The 18277-nt window shown below is 48.7% G+C and carries 18 protein-coding genes; 5 read left to right on the top strand and 13 right to left on the bottom strand.

Translation table 11 applies throughout. The features are described 5' to 3' along the window. Positions 1 to 445: 445 nt before the first annotated feature. The 4 genes from GOM71_RS02765 to GOM71_RS02750 form a co-directional block, all read right to left on the bottom strand. Positions 446 to 1876 (bottom strand): MFS transporter, encoded by a 1431-nt coding sequence (locus tag GOM71_RS02765; protein ID WP_216651696.1) that lies wholly within the window; start codon positions 1874 to 1876, stop codon positions 446 to 448. A gap of 24 nt (positions 1877 to 1900) precedes the next feature. Next, positions 1901 to 2344, bottom strand: a complete 444-nt coding sequence (locus GOM71_RS02760; protein WP_156278233.1) for a carboxymuconolactone decarboxylase family protein — start codon at positions 2342 to 2344, stop codon at positions 1901 to 1903. A gap of 224 nt (positions 2345 to 2568) precedes the next feature. Further along, positions 2569 to 2832, bottom strand: coding sequence for a thioredoxin domain-containing protein (locus GOM71_RS02755; protein WP_156278232.1), 264 nt, complete (start codon positions 2830 to 2832; stop codon positions 2569 to 2571). 3 nt (positions 2833 to 2835) lie between these two features. Continuing rightward, complete coding sequence (locus tag GOM71_RS02750; RefSeq protein ID WP_156278231.1) at positions 2836 to 3249, bottom strand: MerR family transcriptional regulator; 414 nt, start codon at positions 3247 to 3249, stop codon at positions 2836 to 2838. Between the two features lie 315 nt (positions 3250 to 3564). On the opposite strand from GOM71_RS02750, the gene GOM71_RS02745 reads away from it, so the two are divergent. Next, complete coding sequence (locus GOM71_RS02745) at positions 3565 to 5148, top strand: cobyric acid synthase (RefSeq protein ID WP_156278230.1); 1584 nt, start codon at positions 3565 to 3567, stop codon at positions 5146 to 5148. Positions 5149 to 5597: 449 nt separating this feature from the next. Here GOM71_RS02745 and GOM71_RS02740 read toward each other — a convergent pair whose 3' ends face one another. Continuing rightward, the gene (locus GOM71_RS02740; protein ID WP_156278229.1) at positions 5598 to 5993 is read right to left on the bottom strand and encodes a VOC family protein; all 396 of its coding nucleotides are present in this window, start codon (positions 5991 to 5993) and stop codon (positions 5598 to 5600) included. 109 nt (positions 5994 to 6102) lie between these two features. Further along, positions 6103 to 6390 carry a hypothetical protein gene (locus GOM71_RS02735; RefSeq protein WP_156278228.1) on the bottom strand — a complete coding sequence of 96 codons (288 nt, stop codon included), beginning with the start codon at positions 6388 to 6390 and terminating at the stop codon, positions 6103 to 6105. 308 nt (positions 6391 to 6698) lie between these two features. Here GOM71_RS02735 and GOM71_RS02730 point away from each other — a divergent pair, with 308 nt between their 5' ends. After that, positions 6699 to 8441 (top strand): cellulase family glycosylhydrolase, encoded by a 1743-nt coding sequence (locus GOM71_RS02730; protein ID WP_253944660.1) that lies wholly within the window; start codon positions 6699 to 6701, stop codon positions 8439 to 8441. 53 nt (positions 8442 to 8494) lie between these two features. Here the strand turns inward: GOM71_RS02730 and nikE are convergent, their stop codons facing one another. From nikE to nikA, 6 genes are read right to left on the bottom strand one after another with little or no spacing between them, the layout of a single operon-like run. Beyond that, on the bottom strand, positions 8495 to 9304 hold the full coding sequence (gene nikE / locus GOM71_RS02725) for a nickel import ATP-binding protein NikE (protein WP_156278227.1): 810 nt from the start codon (positions 9302 to 9304) through the stop codon (positions 8495 to 8497). Beyond that, on the bottom strand, positions 9304 to 10518 hold the full coding sequence (gene cntE, locus GOM71_RS02720; RefSeq protein WP_156278226.1) for a staphylopine family metallophore export MFS transporter CntE: 1215 nt from the start codon (positions 10516 to 10518) through the stop codon (positions 9304 to 9306). The genes nikE and cntE (GOM71_RS02720) overlap by 1 nt, the downstream gene beginning before the upstream one ends. Then, on the bottom strand, positions 10515 to 11348 hold the full coding sequence (nikD, locus tag GOM71_RS02715) for a nickel import ATP-binding protein NikD (protein ID WP_367649440.1): 834 nt from the start codon (positions 11346 to 11348) through the stop codon (positions 10515 to 10517). The genes cntE (GOM71_RS02720) and nikD overlap by 4 nt, the downstream gene beginning before the upstream one ends. A 14-nt stretch (positions 11349 to 11362) precedes the next feature. Continuing rightward, positions 11363 to 12196 (bottom strand): nickel ABC transporter permease subunit NikC, encoded by an 834-nt coding sequence (gene nikC / locus GOM71_RS02710; protein WP_367649439.1) that lies wholly within the window; start codon positions 12194 to 12196, stop codon positions 11363 to 11365. Next, the gene (nikB, locus tag GOM71_RS02705) at positions 12193 to 13137 is read right to left on the bottom strand and encodes a nickel ABC transporter permease subunit NikB (RefSeq protein ID WP_156278225.1); all 945 of its coding nucleotides are present in this window, start codon (positions 13135 to 13137) and stop codon (positions 12193 to 12195) included. The genes nikC and nikB overlap by 4 nt, the downstream gene beginning before the upstream one ends. A 15-nt stretch (positions 13138 to 13152) precedes the next feature. Then, a complete protein-coding gene (nikA, locus tag GOM71_RS02700; protein WP_156278224.1) occupies positions 13153 to 14790 on the bottom strand; it encodes a nickel ABC transporter substrate-binding protein in 1638 nt (545 codons plus the stop codon). Positions 14791 to 15045: 255 nt separating this feature from the next. Here nikA and cntE (GOM71_RS02695) point away from each other — a divergent pair, with 255 nt between their 5' ends. Both cntE (GOM71_RS02695) and GOM71_RS02690 read left to right on the top strand, forming a co-directional pair. Next, a complete protein-coding gene (gene cntE / locus GOM71_RS02695) occupies positions 15046 to 16224 on the top strand; it encodes a staphylopine family metallophore export MFS transporter CntE (protein WP_156278343.1) in 1179 nt (392 codons plus the stop codon). A gap of 100 nt (positions 16225 to 16324) precedes the next feature. Then, complete coding sequence (locus tag GOM71_RS02690; RefSeq protein ID WP_156278223.1) at positions 16325 to 17581, top strand: plastocyanin/azurin family copper-binding protein; 1257 nt, start codon at positions 16325 to 16327, stop codon at positions 17579 to 17581. Between the two features lie 36 nt (positions 17582 to 17617). Here GOM71_RS02690 and GOM71_RS23695 read toward each other — a convergent pair whose 3' ends face one another. Beyond that, positions 17618 to 17842: a hypothetical protein gene (locus tag GOM71_RS23695; protein ID WP_173275106.1), complete on the bottom strand. Its 225-nt coding sequence runs from the start codon at positions 17840 to 17842 to the stop codon at positions 17618 to 17620. On the opposite strand from GOM71_RS23695, the gene GOM71_RS23690 reads away from it, so the two are divergent. After that, the gene (locus GOM71_RS23690) at positions 17841 to 18263 is read left to right on the top strand and encodes a plastocyanin/azurin family copper-binding protein (RefSeq protein ID WP_173275103.1); all 423 of its coding nucleotides are present in this window, start codon (positions 17841 to 17843) and stop codon (positions 18261 to 18263) included. The two genes, GOM71_RS23695 and GOM71_RS23690, sit on opposite strands and share 2 nt — an antisense overlap. Positions 18264 to 18277: the final 14 nt, after the last annotated feature.

The following is an 18277-nucleotide window of genomic DNA, read 5'->3' as shown; positions in this document are numbered from 1 at the left end:
GTCAACCAGAATGTTCTGGTTGGCCTTTCTTTATGGCCGTTATACGATGGCGGTAGCCGTGAGAACGTCTGCACATTTGGGGCTATACCCCGTCATTTAAACTGTTCTCCCATTGCTACCATTGATCATGTTTGAGCTGGTAAAGGCAACGACCTCGCATCACAAGCGAAGCTATGGGTTTGGAACCATCGTGGGATTACGGCTAACCGAGGATTCCGCCGGTTTCTGCTTCGAGGCTTGCCGAAAGTCGGCCTAGAGGTCGGGTGGCTTTCATTTGCCCATCATTTGCTGAAGAAAGCTGCAAAGGATAACAATCTAAAAATAGCGTTGCAGGTCCGCAACGCTATTTTTATGAAATTCAACTTTTTTAATTTACTGATGCGAGCCATTTCTCAAGCGAGCGAACCTCTTTTGAGACGGCCCCTTTGGGTATTTTACGACGCCATTATTGTGATAGTTCCTTCTGGGGCATTGCACGACGAGCGCGATTTCTCAATAAAACGATAGCACAAGCGCCCGCGATCAAACTGGCAATGCCGACGAGATAAAACGATTGTTCAAACCCTTGGAGGAACATATCCGGCGCTATTTCGGGATTAGAGGCGCTGCTGCTGTGTTGAGAGACCAATGTGCCCGACAAGGCAACGCTGAAAACCGCGCTTAACTGCCGAAATGTGTTCGTGACGCCATATGCGGCGCCAACGCGTTCGGGCGGAACTGCCTCAATTAGTGCGATGGTCGATGCCGCTCCGATCAACGAAACGCCGATGCCGATGAGTGCAAGAGCCCAGCCGTACGTAAGGTAACTGCTCCCTTCTTTTAGTGCCGTAAGGGCGATAGCCCCGACTCCTACCATGAAGGTCCCCCAAATAATGAGCTTTAAATATCCGAATCGGGAAGCGATCATACTCCCTGCGAACGAAGCGACCATAATGCTGACCGTTAGAGGCAAAAACCGAATGCCTGTCTCCAGGGCAGAATAATGATTGATCGTTTGAAGGTATAGCGTCAATAGAAAGATGACGGTGTACATTCCGAAAAAGCCAAAGTAATTAACGGCGCATGCGACATTGAAAATTCGATTTCGAAAAAAATCGAGCGGGATTAACGGTTCCTTGCACCTAAGCTCCCAAAGCACAAAAAGACACAAGCAAATGATAAACGACCCAATAGCGAGCAAAATAGGAGGAGAGCTCCAGCCTAATGAGTTGCCCTCAATGCAGGCATAAGTGATCGCGGCGATTCCGGCAATAAACAGAATTTGCCCAGGGATATCCTGCTTCTGCTTTCGTTTCGTTCCCGTTTCTTTTAGGGAAAGAAACAAGACAATTGCGGCCAAACATCCAAACGGTATGTTGATCCAAAAAATACTTTGCCAGCCGAAATGCTCGACCAGGAACCCTCCTGCGACAGGGCCCGCCGCTAAGGCGAGTCCGCCAACGCCTGCCCAAATTCCAATTGCCTTTGCTCTTGCGGCAGGCTCGTGATAAATCCCTCTAATGATAGCCAATGAGACGGGAATCATCATCGATCCTGTTATGCCTTGCAGAGCTCTTCCTAGCCATAGAATGCCAATCGAAGGCGCAAACACGCAGAGCAGTGAAGCGAAAGTAAACCCTATTAAACCGGTAACGAACACTTTTTTATGACCGTAACTGTCACCGAGGTTCCCGGCTGTCAGGATAAGACAGGCAAACGTAATAGTATAGGCGTCAATTACCCACTGCAAACTGGATATGCCGACTTGCAAATCATCGCTTATGGAGGGAAGAGCGACATTGACGATCATCGAATCCAAATAAACCATAAAGATGCCAAAGCAAATAAAAAGCAATATGATGCTCCGGTTGTGAACCGGAGCTTGTGCCGCCTTCATGCCGATCATCCTTTCTTACAGCCATTATTTCTGATCCGGCAGCAATCGTGTTGCTATTCCAATGCGATTCCAGCTATTAATGGTGTTAATGGCCATAATCAGCACCATGAATTGCCGTTCATCAAATTGTTTCCTTACCTGCTCATACACTTCATCCGGCACTCCTGCTTCGGCTATAAGCGTCACAGCCTCGGTTAATGCCAGCACAGCACGCTCTTTCTCGCTGTAGAAGGGGACTTCTCTCCATACGGATAGCAAATAGAGACGCTGATCGGATTCGCCTAATTTCATTAAGTCTCTTGTATGGGAGTCCATGCAGTAAGAACAGCCGTTTATCTGGGACGACCGTAATTTGATCAATTCATATAGCGTTTTATCCAGTCCGCTTCCTTTTATAAACTCTTCTAGCTTTAACATCGTTTCGGTCGCTTCTGGGCAGGCTTTGTAATAATCAAATCGTTTATTCATGTTAATCTCCTCGTTTCGCATCATTTTTGGTCAATCATCTTTGAGACAATTCATGGCAGAATTTTGTGACAAAAATGACCGATTTGAAAAAAATAATACTGCCATCAGAAATGACGATTATATATAAAACACCACATCCGCCCGCGAATGTGGTGTTGTTCGTTTGTTATTTAGTGAGAGACAGGAAGTCACTTGGTTGACTAAAGGGTGCTGCAATCTCTTGATTAATCATGTTGAGCCGGTTTTGCTAGTCCGTTCAATTTTCCGCTCTTTATCTTTTCAACATCCACCATTCTTCCATTAAGCACAACGGAAGGAATGGACTGAATGCCGTATGATCTCGCTATATCTTTGAGCTCGGCAGTAACATTGCTTTGAGTTAGATCATACACGACAACTTCACATTTGGAACAAGCAAGTTCCTTTACCTGCTTGAGTAAATCTTCACATAAATAAGTGTCTGCAGTGAAAACTTCGATCTTAGCCATTTTTCACTCTCCATTGGATAAGGTTTGGATAATGAGGCAGTCGTTTTTTGAGGGATCGCGATCTGAATGAGATCGATCGACCACCAGCTCTAAAATGGATTTGAACTTGTTCAGTTGTTCGATTTTTTCTTCAATTCTGTGGATTTTATCAATAGCGAAGCATTGCATTTCCTCTATTGGGAAGTAGTCGGTTCTCTTGTAAATGGATAGAAGTTTCTTGATTTCTTCAAGGGTAAATCCTAAATCTTGCGCTCGTTTAATAAAGCCAATGTCGTTTACAGTTTCAGCAGAAAATATTCTGTATCCCGATTCGGTTCTTGAAGCTTCTGGCAGCAGTCCTCTCCTTTCGTAATAACGAATGGTTTCGTTATGAACGCCTGCTTTTTTGGCTACTTGGCCTATCGTGAAGCCACTCATTTTTTTCCTCCTCAGTTGTTAGTATGAACCCTTTACTTAGGTACAAAGTCAAGCGGATTTTTCGTTTTGTGATGAAAGCAACTGATCGAAATGCTTGCCCCCTTTGAGTTTCTATGTGTACTTATGATTCATTATATCTGCTGCAAATTCCTCTGCCTGCCTAGGGCAACATTATTGGCCATGGCTTCTTGACGAACAAGTCATGGAGAATTGCGGTATAAAATAGAAGTTTGCTATTTTCATCGAAGCAGCAGTTTCGTACAATCTATGTGGAGAACGCTGGCAGAGTCAGCAGGAACAAGGAGGGATTTTGTAATGAGTGACAACAATAATGGAGCGTCAGACAGAAGCCAAAGCGAAAGCTTTCCTCGTCCTGCAGCAACGGTTATGCTCCAAGGAACGGCGTCCGACGTCGGAAAAAGCTTGCTGACAGCGGCTTTTTGCCGGATTTTTAAGCAGGATGGCAAGCGTGTCGCTCCGTTCAAATCACAGAATATGTCGCTCAACTCCTATGTAACGCCGGATGGCAAGGAGATCGGCAGAGCGCAAGGAATGCAGGCTGACGCTTGCGGAATCGCGGCGACGACCGATATGAATCCGATCTTGCTGAAACCGAAGAAGGATATGGTGTCGCAGGTTGTCGTGCACGGCAAGCCGTTGGCCGATTTTGATGCGAGAGAATACAGGGAACGCTATTTGCCTGTGGCAGGGGCTATTGTTCGGGAGGCGTTTGCCCGTCTTCGGGATGCTAATGACGTCGTGGTGCTGGAAGGAGCGGGCAGTCCGGCAGAAGTGAATTTGAAGGATAAAGATATCGTCAATATGCGGCTTGCCGGATGGGTCGATGCTCCTGTGCTGCTTGTTGCTGACATTGATCGGGGCGGCGTGTTTGCTTCGGTCGTCGGTACGATGGAGATTTTGGAGCCGGAAGAGCGGGAACGGGTTAAAGGCATTATTATTAATAAATTTCGCGGGGACGTCTCTTTGCTGACGTCGGGGCTGGATTGGCTGGAGCAGCGGATCGGCAAGCCGGTGCTGGGTGTTGTGCCGTATTTGGAAGGGCTGCGGTTGGAGGATGAGGACGGCGCATCGCTGGATGCTAAAGGCTACCGTACGCGCGAGGCGGCGGAGGATGAGCTGGATATTGCCGTTATCCGGCTGCCGCGCATCTCAAACTTTACCGATTTTGACCCGCTGCAACAGGAGCCCGGGGTTGTTCTCCGTTACGTGCGCGATGTGCGCGAGTGGGGGGAGCCGGATGTCGTGCTTATACCCGGCAGCAAAAACACAGTGGAAGATTTGCTGTTCCTTAGGGAATCGGGACTTGAGTCATTGCTTCTTAAGCATATTCAAAAAGGCGGCAGAGCAGCGGGTATTTGTGCAGGCTATCAGATGATGGGCGATCGGCTGCTGGACCCGGACGGCGTGGAATCAGACCTGCCGGAGCTTGCCGGACTGGGCTTATTTCCGATGGAGACGGTATTTGCGAAGGACAAAACGACGGAGCGGGTGACGGGGAGCGTCACAATAGGCTTTGATGGAGCTGAAGCAGCAGTGGAAGGCTATGAAATCCATATGGGAAGAACAACTTTTACGCAGCCTGTTACGCAGCCGTTTCGCATCCGGCCGAGCCGACTGGAAGATGAGCCGGAGATGTATCACTCGGATGGGGCTATATCGGAGGACGGCCGGGTGTGGGGCACGTATATGCACCATATTTTTCATAACGACCGCTTTCGTCACAATTGGCTGAACGGGGTTCGGCGAAGCAAAGGATTGCCTTTATCCGAGTCCGAAACGCCGTTCGGCCTATTGCGTGAGCAAAGCTTCGACCGGCTCGCCGACCATGTCCGCAAGCATGTCGATATGGCTGCTATTTATAAAATGCTGCAAAGATGAATGCTTGCTTCTTCTTGCTTCTGTATCGAACAACCTCAACCGGATGCGGTTGCGTTAGCGAACCTCCTTCGCCATATAACGAAGGCAAATTCGCTATATTAGCTAGTTTGGTGCGGCCTTCAACCGGCAACGAACCGAGTTGCGCTATTCGTGAACGCAGATTCGCTGTTAGCGCAATTGGGTTCGTTATTGATTAGAACGGCGACTAGACTCACCCAATTAGCGCATTTGCATTCGCTAAACTGCGAACCTGCTTCGCTTTTTGCAGGAGCCATGGCAGGAGGCGCCGAAAGATGCATGAGCAGGAGGCATGGAAGGATGCCGTGGCAGGGCGTTGATGGATGTGTGGAAGAGTGCGTCGCGGAAGACGCAGTGAAACCCCGATAACTTCCCGCACAAACAAAGCCCGGCCTCACGAGGCCGGGCTCTTATTCATTTAAGGCAGATTGCTACTTTGCATTCACATCAGGCTGATGAATCCCGAACACATTGCCTTCGGTGTCCATGTAATACCCTTGCCAAGCCATACCGGGCAGCGCATGCTTAGGCAGTGCGACAACGCCGCCGAGCTTTAAAATTTTGGCTTCGACAGCATCGTAGTCTTCGATCCCCATCGTGCAGACGAAGCCATTCATAGCTTGTCCTGATTGCGGGGAGGCACCCATCCGTTTCATTAAAGCGCCGTTGATTCCAGGCTCATTTGCATCGCCGGTCACTGCGCCGAAGTAGGGTACTCCCGCATACTCGCTCCAATCTTCAAAGGTCCAGTCAAATACGTCGCCATAAAACTTTTTCGCGCGCTCCATGTCGTCTACGTGAACCTCAAAATGGATGATTCTTCCCATTACAACCTCCGATGGTTCGTCTTCTCTATTACTTTCTTTCAATAGGTTTGCCTTTCCTGCCCGGAAATAACCGTTGTGGGTCGGAGAAATGTTTGTTAGCTTCCGCGAATTATACTTGTTTAAGCGTCTCTTTTTTCTTGCGCCGCCTGTAAAAGAAAACGATCGCTGCATAGATTGCCGGGAATAGAAAGCTGCAAGGAGCTAATAAATGGTAAATGAAATATAGATGATCGAACATTTTCGGATACAGATACATGACGCCTCCAAAGCTCAGACCGAGTATGCACACACAGAGGAAGAAGATCCCGCCATACAACATCCATACGGACAGCTCTATCACAACGACAATCATGAAATGCCACATGAACCCTTTAGACTTGCTTGCTTTGATTTCCAAATGAAGAGCCTCCCATGCATGTTTCAAGTTCACGCTGCAACTAGTAAATAATTTACTATAATGAAACGATATGTCAACCTGTAATTGACTACATTCATCGTTTCAGCGGAGAATGCAACCGTTTTTTGTTCGAAAAGTGAGAACGAAAACCGTACCATAAAATGTAAAATAATCAAAGGAATTCACATCCTCTAATCGAATAGTAAATACGGAAATACAAAAAGCGTTAGGAGGTGAATAAAAAGCAGCAACAAGAATGACAGCGCTTACTTTATAGTAAGATACCAACAAATGATGGGGTGAATGGATTGAAAACAGTAAACAAGAAGTCCAGGTTGTCCATTTTTCTAATCGCAACGCTGCTGGTTGCGCTTTTCTCAACCTCGATGAGCGCCGCTGCGAAAGGGAATGAGAGCAACGGACCGGAGCGCGGCAATCATAGCGGGGGCAGTCAGCAAACGATGCAACAGTATGCAGAAGCGATGCAGCCTGGCTGGAATCTCGGCAATACGCTGGATGCGACAGGCGAAGATGAAACCTCCTGGGGCAATCCGCGAGTGACGAAGGAGCTCATTCATCAGATCGCCGCTCAAGGCTATAAGAGTATCCGGATTCCGATCACATGGCAGCAGCGCATGGGAAATGCTCCTGCCTATAAGATCGACCCGGCATTCATGGACCGTGTCGAGGAAGTCGTTGATTGGTCGCTGGATGAAGGCTTGTACGTCATGATCAATATGCATCACGATTCATGGCTGTGGGTGAAAACGATGGGAACGGATCATGACGGGGTGCTTGCCCGTTATAATGCCGGATGGACGCAAATTGCCGAGCGGTTCAAAAACCATTCCAATAAGCTGATGTTCGAGAGCATTAATGAGCCGCGCTTCAACGACGGCTGGGGCGATGCGACAACGGCGGACTTTGCGCTGCTGGACGAGCTTAACACTTCGATGCACCAAATCGTACGCGATTCCGGCGCGAATAATGCCGAGCGGCCGATTGTGCTGCCGACGTATGCAACATCCGGGACACAAGCGGGCCTGGACGAGCTTTACAAAACGATTACCAAGCTGAACGATCCGAATCTGATTGCAACGATTCATTACTACGGCTACTGGCCATTTAGCGTCAACGTTGCCGGCGGAACGCGTTTTGACGACAATGCGAAGAACGATCTGACACAAACCTTCGACCGAGCCTACAATACGCTTGTCGCAAAAGGCATCCCTGTCGTGCTTGGCGAATTCGGCCTGCTGGGCTTCGATAAAAATATCGGCACGATTGAACAAGGCGAAAAACTGAAGTATTTCGAGTTCCTCACTTCTTATTTGAAAGAAAAGAAAATTACCCAAATGCTGTGGGACAACGGACAGCATTTCAACCGAACGACTTATAAATGGTCGGATACGGAGCTGTTCAATATTTTGAATATGGGCTTGAAGGGCCGTTCCTCCACCGCTGCATCCGATCTTATCTATGTCAAGAAAGACGAAGCGGTTCAGGATACGTCTGTTGCGCTGAATTTGAACGGCAACCAGTTAACCGGCATCGAATCGAACGGCAAAAAGCTGAACAAAGGCGATGACTATACGCTGGACGGCGATGTGCTGACATTTAAAGCAAGCTTCCTTTCCAAAGTGACGGATTCAGGACAGCTTGGCGAGAACGCTGTGTTGACCGCGCAGTTCAATAAAGGACCGGATTGGCGCTTCCATGTGCTGCGCTACAATACGCCAGTATTGTACAGCTATAACGGCATTGCAAGCACATTCTCCATTCCGACTTCGTTCAATGGCGATCGTCTCGCGACAATGGAAGCGGAATATACAACTGGCGGCTATGCCGGACCGCAGAGCTGGACAGCATTCAAGGAATTCGGCTACGCCTTTACGCCATCCTACGATACGAACGAAATAAAATTGCTGCCGGCCTTCTTTAATGAAGTGAACGATGGCCAAGTGAATTTGAAATTTCATTTCTGGAGCGGCAATGTCATTACGTACACCATTACGAAAAGCGGAACGAGCATTACGGGTATTGCTTCCTAATATTTTTAGTAAAAGAAATGCGCAGCCTTCGCGGGCTGCGCATTTTTCCTTTTTTAATTAGCCCCTTTTACGGTTCGAAAGCGGGGGTGTTCCGGAAGCATGGATTGTAAAAGCATTTGCACGCTTGGGTGCTGCAGCTGCATGAATTGCTCTTTATCTTCACTATAGACGGCCAGCTTGCCTTGCTCCATGACCGCTAACGCATCGGAAATGTGGTATGCGGCCTTTATGTCGTGAGTAATAAACAAATAGGACATGCCGAAATTCCTTCTTAAATCGCTTAATAAAGCGAGAACAGCCGATTGGTTAACCATATCCAGACTGCTTACAGCTTCGTCAAGCACGATCAGCTTCGGCTTCAACGCAATCGCCCTCGCAATATTGATCCTTTGCAGTTGCCCGCCGCTGAACTGGTGGGGATGCTTTTTGCGATCCTCCGGCTTTAGACCGACGATTTCCAGGAGCTCTTCCACCCGGCGTATCTGCTCCTGCCTCGTTAACTTCTCATAGTTTTGAAGCGGCTCTCCGATGATTTGCTCCGCATTCATTTTCGGATTGACGGAGGAGTAGCAATCTTGAAACACAACCTGCAAATCACGGCGAAGCCTTTTGCGTTCTGAAGCACTTGAAGCATACAGATCGATGCCTTGAAACAAAATTTGTCCCTTTTGCGGCTTTTCCAAACCAAGAATGACCCTGCCCAGCGTGCTCTTGCCCGCACCGCTCGTTCCAAGCAGACCGAGGCATTGGCCAGGCTCGATTGAGAGGGAGACGTCGGAAAGCACGGTTGCTCCTTTTTCTTTTCTGAATAAATTGGCTGACGTATACCTGTGCGTAACTTGGTTTACTTGAAGCAGACTCATCATCTAACCCCCAATCTTCGATAACTGAAAAGCAGCAGCAGAGCCGCCCCGCCAATCCCGATACAGCTTGAAAACATCGCATCATAGGAGTACGCATTCGCCAACAGGCTTAACGTCCAGATACCGACTGAAGCACCAAAGTCGGCCGCTGCAATAAATAATCCGATTCCTTGCCCTCTATACTTTTCAGGCACAATAAACGACACATAGGTAAGCAAAGTTGGATACAGCATCGATAATGCGATCCCGTTGCAGACAGCGGCAAGCAGAACGACCGTCAGCGAGTCGGCTATCCGAAGCAATCCAACGGCGGCTGTCATCAGAAAGAGGAGCAGAACGACGATTTTGAAAGGGAACCGGGTTTCCGTTGGAATCAGCTTTCTCCCGAAAAATCGAAGAACGATCAGAACGGCGGTTTCCGTTAGAAAATAGAAGCCGGCATAGGGCAATCCGCGCTTCTCCAAATAGAGCGGAAGAAACGCGGCTATTGTGCCGATAACGGCCGATGCAAGCAGCATAAGGACGGAAGAGAACAGCAGCTTTCGGTCACGCCATCCCTTATAGCTCTCATCCAAAGCCGCGTCTTCCTGCATATGATTATGGTTTTGAAGCTCAGGCAACCGGACATTTAAGCCAATGATAAGCGTTGCCAGACCGAGAGGGATGAGTGCCAGAAATATGTCCGTTGTCGGCACTTTATCAATGAAAAAGAGGACGAGAAACGGACCGTACGTGTAAGGCAGCATAGACGATAGCGAAAACAGGGACAGGCCCTGTCCGCGCGCGTCTTCCGGCAGCGCCTCAATAATCATAAGATGCGATACCATGGAAAAAAAGGAAAGGACTGCGCCTTGCACAATCCGCAGCCCGGCAAAAAGCCATAGCTCTTGAAACGAATATAACGACAATACAACCGCATTCAGGATTAGCGTTGCGATGAAGATCCGTTTCGTACCCAGCTTGTCGACGATTTTGCCGGCAATCGGCCGCAAAAACATCGAAGTGAACATATAGGCTCCCATAATTAAGCCGATCTGCGCCGGCGTTGCTCCCAGCTTATTTGAGCTAAGCGGCAGCAGAATAAGCAATAGATGGCTGGTTGTATAAAACAGTACCGCCATACTATAAATTTGAATGGCTTTTAGCCCGAAGGGATGATTGTTCCCCTTTGCGACCGCAGCTCCCGTTTTCTCGGATGCATTCTTTACATTCATGCCAATATAAACTCCTCAGCTTGCCGGTTAATGGAGAACGAAAGCCGCGCGTTCAGCAGCTGTTGCGTATACTCATGCTGAGGATGATCGAACAACTGAAAGACGTCCGCTTTCTCGACGATTCTCCCTTGCTGCATAACGGCAACCTCGTCGGCCATTTCCGCAATGACACCCAAATCGTGGGTTATTAGCAGAATAGAAGTGCCGTATTCTGCGCGGATATGCTCGAGCTGACGCAATATCCGCAACTGATTGTGCACATCCAGCGCGGTAGTCGGCTCGTCGGCAATAATAACCGAGGGGCGAAGGGAGATGGCTGTCGCAATCATGACCCTTTGCAGCATTCCTCCGCTCAGTTGAAATGGATATTGTTTCATAATGCCCGCAGGATCAGACAAATTCACGCCATGCAGTGAAGAGACTGCCAACTCATAAGCGTGCTTTTTGGAAAGCGACGTATGGGTGCGGATCGTTTCGATTAATTGATTGCCGATGGTCAGTACAGGACTGAAAGCATTCATCGGATTTTGCATAATAAGCGCAATTTCTTTCCCGCGAATCGCTCGCATCGCTTCCGGGCGAATCCCGTTTAGTTCGCGTCCATTCAACCGAATGCTGCCTTCGACATTCGTCGTTTTCCGATCTAGCAGCTGCAGTATAGACATGCTTGTTATCGTTTTGCCGCATCCGCTTTCGCCAATCAGGCCAAGCACGCGGCCGGGCTGCAGCTCAAAATCGACAGCATGCACAAGAGGCGTTTCACCTTGAGCGGTTTTCGCCGTTACTCGCAGGCCGTTAACCTGCAATATTGCGTTAGGTTGTGCTGTCACTTGGCCTCATCCTTTCAAAAACGTCGTTTTACGCCGAATCGCTCCGACAAAGCTTCCCCTAAAATATTAAATGCCATGACAATGATGAGAATCATAGCGCCCGGATAAAGCATAAGCTCAGGATTGCTGCGGATATATGATTTGCCTTCGTGAATCATCGATCCCCATTCCGGTGAAGGAGGCTGAATGCCGAGTCCGAGAAACGACATAGCGGCGATATCCATAATAGCCCATCCGATTTCAAGCGTTCCCATAACGACGATAGGAGGGAGTACATTCGGGATCATATGGCGCCTAATGATCGTCCACTGGGAGGAACCGCTTATTTTTGCTGCTGTAATGAAATTACGCTCTCTTAGAGTGATCACCATGCCGCGGAACATACGGGCGTAATAGACCCACTGCACCATGACCATTGCCAGGATTACTTGCGGCAGGCCAGGACCCAAAATTCCCACTAGCCCGAGTACAAGCACTAGCGTAGGAAATGCCATGACGCCTTCGCACAATCGCATCAATACTTGATCAATCATTCCGCCTTTATATCCGGAGAACGTTCCGATTATCAAACCAATCAGGAGCGAGGAGATAAAAATCAAAGAAGCGAAACCAAGTGAAATACGCGATCCGTACAACAGGCGGGACAGATTGCATCGCCCGAGCTGGTCTGTGCCAAGCGGGTAGTCCCATGAAGGGGATTGCAGTTTGAGCGCTAAATTAACATGTATCGGGTCATGCGGAGCGATCCAAGGAGCCAAGATTGAAAGCAGAAAAAGGATAGCCAGAATAACCGAGCAAATCGCTGCGGTCTTCTGGCTCATGAGGCCTTTACGTATACTCGCTATCACTGGTCGGTTCTTCCTTTCCAAGAAACTCGCGGATCCAAATACATTTGCAGAAGATCGACGATCAGGTTGCAAATAATAAACAGAAAAGCGGAAATGAGTACATATGCCTGAATGACCGGTATGTCCCGATTAAATATCGCTTCGATAAAATAACGGCCAAAGCCCGGCCAAGAGAAGATCTCTTCCGCGATTATCGTTCCTGCGAGAAGCTTCCCTAAGTTCATGCCAAGGCCAGTAAGCATCGGTGAAATAGCGATTTTCAGCACATGCTTGCTTAGTATGATTTTTTCCTTGATCCCTCTTGTTCGAGCATACAGGACATACGGCTCCTGCAGTTGCTCTAGAACGCTGGTGCGCAGCAACCGGGAATAAATAGCGATCAGACCGAGCGCGAGCGTAATGGATGGCAGCACAAGATGCGCTATTGAGCCTTTTCCCTGCACTGGAAACAAGTCCAGCTTGACTGAAAAGAAATAGATTAATAAATAGCCGAGCCAAAATTGCGGAATCGATGCGCCGAAATAGGCAAGAAGCCGGCTAAGATGATCAAATAAGCTATTTTTGTATATAGCCGCCAAAAAACCGATCGGTATGCTGACAAGTATAGCCAGCGCAATGCTGCTAAAGGCAAGCTGAAGTGTTGATGGCAATCGAAGAACAATTTCGTGCCAAACGGGCTCGTTCGAAACATAAGATGTGCCGAAATCGAGTCGGCACATCTTCATTAAGGATTGGGCGTATTGAACGAGCAGCGGCTGATCCAAGCCGAACTCATGTCTTTTTTGTTCCAGCAGCTCCTCGGTCGGTTGAATATGTGCCGCCGTCAAATAGGCTTCGGCGGGATCGACCGGGGAGAGATAGATTAGTAAGAACGTGAGAAGCGTGGCAAATAGGAAAATGGGGATGACGGTCAGAAGCCGTTTTCCGATAAAGCTGCCCATAATGCTCCTCCTAGTTTACGGATTTAACTCGATGCTGGAGAACGGGTTGTCGTCTCGGCTTCCAGGGAATTCAAAGCCGCTAATTTTTTTGTTAAGAACAACTGTCTTTTTGATATAGGAGATTGGCACAAGAGCGCCTTCTTCATGCAATGTCGTCTGAATAGCTGCATACAATTGTTTGCGTTTATTCTCATCAGTTGTGGTGAGCGCTTCTTGTACCTGTTTGTCGAGTTCATTCTTCACCGGCAGGTTAGCGAGAGCCTCTGCAATACCGAAGCTTTTTTCCGCTACGATATGAATGAACGAGCTTGGATCGTACGGTGCGCCGTAGTTGCTGAAGAAGTACAAATCGAATTGCCCTGCACGGAAACGTTTGATTTGCTCTGTAAGCTCAAGGCCCGAAATATTCAACTTCACGCCGATAGCCGCCCATTCTGCTTGAAGCGTTTCGGCCATTGGCTTAATAACTTGATCCGATTTTTCGTAAATCAATTCCACTTCCAATGGTTTTCCGTCTTTTTCGCGAACCGACTTGCCTTCCGGCAATACCCAGCCCGCCTCGTCCAAAAGGGCTTTCGCTTTCTCGACATCGTAGCCGAGCGGAGCGGAATTTGTCTGCGCATATGGGAAGTTGGAAGACAATAAGCTGTCCGCAGTCTCTTCCAATCCGGAAGTGATGCCTTGTACCATCGCATCTTTGTTAAAGCCTTGCTGCAACGCCAAACGAACTTTTTTATCCGAAAGCGCAGCGTTGGTCGTGTTCATAACCAGCTGTCTTGTCGCAACCGGGCTGGAAATTTGCGTTGTATAGTTGTCGTTAGCCTGGAGCTGCATAAATGCGTCCATGCTGATCGCGCCTTCGCCGTAGATCAAGTCCAGTTCGCCTTTTTCGAAGGCAAGAACGCGCGTGTCGCCATCCGGAATGATTTTAAATACAACTTTATCGATTTTCGGCTGCTCGCCCCAATAATTAGGATTGCGTGTAAATTCCGCATACTCGTCTGTTTTATAATCTGTGAGCATCCACGGACCGGTTCCGACAGGCTGCTTCACGCCTTTCGAGGTATCGCCGTCATCCGGGAAGCCGGCTTCGCCAAGGAAGCGCACCGGACGAATGACCGACAGTTCTTGCAAAGTTGGGGAATAGGCTTGTTTCAACACAATATTGAACGTATATTCGTCAACCGCTTCGGTTTTGTCCAGTAAGCTGATAAAACCGAGCCAGCTGTGGTTTTCGGTGTGCTTCATGACAGCATCGAAATTTTTCTTGGCAACGGCTGCGTTAAACGTCGTTCCGTCCGAAAATTTAACGTTCTGGCGAAGTTTGAACGAATACGTTTTGCCGTCCTCGGAAATCGTCCACGATTCGGCCAAGAAAGGCACCACTTCACCGCCCTCGTTATAATTGACTAGCGGCTCGTAGATCATCGACTGCGCAATGAGCTGGGATGGATTGTAAACGTGAGGGTTCATTGGGCCGACATCGCGCGGCCACGATACTGTAATCGTTTTGCTCGCAGGCGTTGCCGATTCTGTATTATTTGCAGAAGCGTTGCTTCCGGCATTATTGTTGTTCGTGCTGGAACAGGCTGCAAGTGTAATTGACAATAGCAGCAGCATGAGCAGCAGTGCTTTCGATTGTTGTTTAAACATGTGGTAGTGCTCCTCTCGACCCCTATAAATTTATTGATAATGATTATCATTTTCTCATTGCATAGTATAATAATTGAAAGGTGCTGTCAATGACTAAATATTGTTGGCTTCGTATCGCTATAACAGCTTGGATGTACGAACGGATGCGCTTGTGCTAGACTTTGGTTTATCATTTTCCGCGGCTCGGACCGGAGAAGGAAGAAAGCGGAAGGGAGATTTGCCTGTTTGAACGAAAATCGTCCATTATTTTTGAGAATGCTCCCGTTATTTGTATTAACGGTTCTCTTTTTTACATCCAATTCGATTTTAACCGTATTATTGCCTCTGCAAAGTGAAAAATCGGGGATGGATCATGCGGAGATCGGGACTATGATGGGTGCATATATGTTTGTCTGTATGCTGTTTCGTCCGTTCGCCGGCCAATTGATCGGTCGCTTTGGTCCGCATATGATTATGCGGCTGTTGTTGATTGCGCATGCTGCTTGCATGCTCCTTTATACGGTTGCCAGCGCTGACAGTTATATTCTGCTTCGCGCTTGGCAGGGCGCTGTCACTGCTTTTTTCTCCATGGCTTTGCAGGCGGGAATTGTGGAAGGGCTGGCGGAACGCGATCGAGGGCAAGGGATGACGCTCTACAGCTTGTCTTCAATGGTGCCTTCTTTGTTTGGCCCAGTTGCAGCGATGCAAATATGGGCCAGCGAGTCTGGTATATGGTATGTCGCCGTACTTATCGGGCTGGCGGCAGCGCCGCTTCTTATCGGCTTCAATACCCCGCTTGCTAAAGGTGCCGGCACCGGCTCCAGAGAGGGCAAACCTTTTGCATTGTCCGACATCGGCAAGTCGTTAGCAGGTATAGGAAAAAACCGTCCACTGCTCGTTAGCATGACGGTCATGCTGTGCGTTTCCTGCATATTCGGCGCCACGGCGACTTTTGTTCCTTTATTTATCGTAAAAGGAAATTCCGGTCATGCGGGATTATATTTAATGCTGCAAGGAATTGTCGTCATAGGCTGCCGGTTTATTCTCCGGAAGAAGATACCTTCAGACGGCCAGTGGCATACCGGTTTTATTTCGGCAACCTTGCTGTCGGCCTTGGTTGGATCGCTGCTGCTCGCTTTCGCGCAGCAATTCAGCAGTGTGCTGTATCTGGCAGCTATTTTTAACGGTTTTGCCATGGCGCTGCTATACCCTACGTTGACGACCTATTTGTCATTTATACTGCCTGTCCAATCTAAATACGCTTGGATGGGGCTGTTCATGTGTTCTTATGACCTTGGATACTCGTTAGGCGGACTGGTCTTGGGGCTTGTCGTTGAAAACTTCTCGTACTCCATTATGTTTATTTGCTGCGCTGCGCTTGCCGTCATGGCCTGGATTGTTATGTTGGCCAATAGGCGGCGTATGCATCATGTCCCGTTAGCCGCTAACAATTGAAACGTGCAGTAATAAAAAAAATAGAGCAGCATTCAAACCGTTTGTCCCTTTCATTCGTTACCTCTGATGGAGAGCCATTTATCGATTAGGAGGCAAACGTATGAAAACAAAGAAATATGGCGTTTTTATCTTTATCGCATTCTTGATTACAGGACTTCTGTCATCCATTGTCGAGGTTTCGGCGGCTGAGGAGCCGAACATTGCGTCCGATGCGGACACAGCCGCAGAGCTCGGATTGCTGATCGGCGACGGAAACGGCGTCAACGCAAATTATCTATCCAAGAAAACGACGCGCATGCAAGCCGCTATCATATCGCTGCGCCTTAACGGGCATTTGAAAGAAGCATTGTCTTTTGCCGGAACCGCTAATTTTTCCGATGCGGACAAAGCGGGCAAAGCCAATCAGCCTGTGCTCGCTTATTTAAAGAGCCATCCTGAATACGGCTGGTCCGGAAACGGCGACGGCTCCTTCAAGCCTGGCGAGGCCGTCAGCTCGCAGCAGCTGTATAAGGTGCTTCTCGAAAATATCGGTTACCGCTCCGGCAAGGACTTTGCCTATAAGGCGACAGAATCGTTCGCAGCCGCAAAAGGGCTAAGCCAAATCGCAGGAAACTCCGCTTTGACAAACGCCCATCTCGCGACTGCGCTCGTCGAGACGTTAACGGCAAGCACGCCGAACGGACAAACCTTTTTCGCCGCGCTTCAATCGAAGGGCGTTATTGCATCAAACGCTTCGCTCCCGCAAGGGGAACGGATCCAATTGCGGAGCGACGCTGCGGTCGGTACATATATGGCCGATAAGAGCGGCATGACCTTATATTATTTTACGAAGGATGCGGAAGATTTGAATGCCTGCCAGGATCAATGTCTGGTCAACTGGCCGGTTTACGATTCCAAGCAATTGCAAATCCCCGCTTTCTTGAACAAGGCGGATTTCACGAAGCTGTCGCGTCCTGACGGAACCGAACAATGGATGTATAGAGGGTACCCGTTATATTATTTCATCCAGGACAAACAACCGGGCGATATTAAAGGACAAAATGTCGGCAGTGTCTGGTACGTGATCGACCCTGCCAGCTTCAAAGGGAAAACCGAAGCAAATGTTAAAACCTATCATGTTGACATTAAGGAATTTTCGTTTGGCACCGAGCCTTTGACGGTTGAAGCAGGCTCCAAGATCGTCTTCACCAACTACGATGATATGAAGCATAATGCAGTCGCGGTGGACGGAAGCTTCTCCACCCCTCTCCTCGCCAAAGGCGAATCTTATACGATAACGCTGGATAAAACCGGAACGCACAACTATTTCTGCGAGCCGCACAAAAGCTTTATGACCGGCCAGATTATTGTAAAGTGAGGGTGAACGGATGAGGCTTACACAACTACGGATATTTCAACTGCTGTTCTTATTGTTATGCGTGATGGTCATTTCCGCTTGCAGCTCGAAGGATACCGCGTCTCCGTCGCAAGCGAGCCCTTCGCAAGCAGCGGAGACGCCGCAGGAAACAGCGGCATCGGCGGAACCCGCCATGACAAACAGCCCGGAGCCGACTTCATCTTCGACTCCGTCTCCATCTCCGGTGACTACGGATAAGCCAACCAAAGATTCCGGCCACATGCATGAGGATGCGCATGCTGCCGGCAGCAGCGCTCCATCCGGCAAAAGCGGCGGCAAGAACACGGAAAGCACGCCCACCGCAAAAGAAACAACGAAACCGGCCGTTCAAGCGACGTCAACGCCAAAAGCAACGCCGACAAATACACCTGTTGCCGAGTCCGTCGGCAAAGTGCATGTCGTCGAAATTAAAAACTTCGCCTTCTCGCCAAGCAAGCTTGAGATCAAGGCGGGAGACAGCGTGAAATTTATCAATAAAGACGAAGTTCGGCATACCGCGACCGCCGATGACGATTCCTTCGACACCGGACTGTTCGGTCAAGACGAAGAAAAGGTCGTTGTTTTCTCCGAGGAAGGGGAGTTCGCTTATTACTGCGCGCCCCATCCGGCCATGCTGGGAACGATAACCGTCTCAGCCAAATAATCATATTCTTTATT

This window comes from Paenibacillus sp. NEAU-GSW1 (assembly GCF_009737085.1).
In the GTDB taxonomy this organism is placed as follows: domain Bacteria; phylum Bacillota; class Bacilli; order Paenibacillales; family Paenibacillaceae; genus Pristimantibacillus.
The sequence above is the reverse complement of the archived record's forward strand: the minus strand, read 5'-3'. Positions and strand labels throughout refer to the sequence as shown.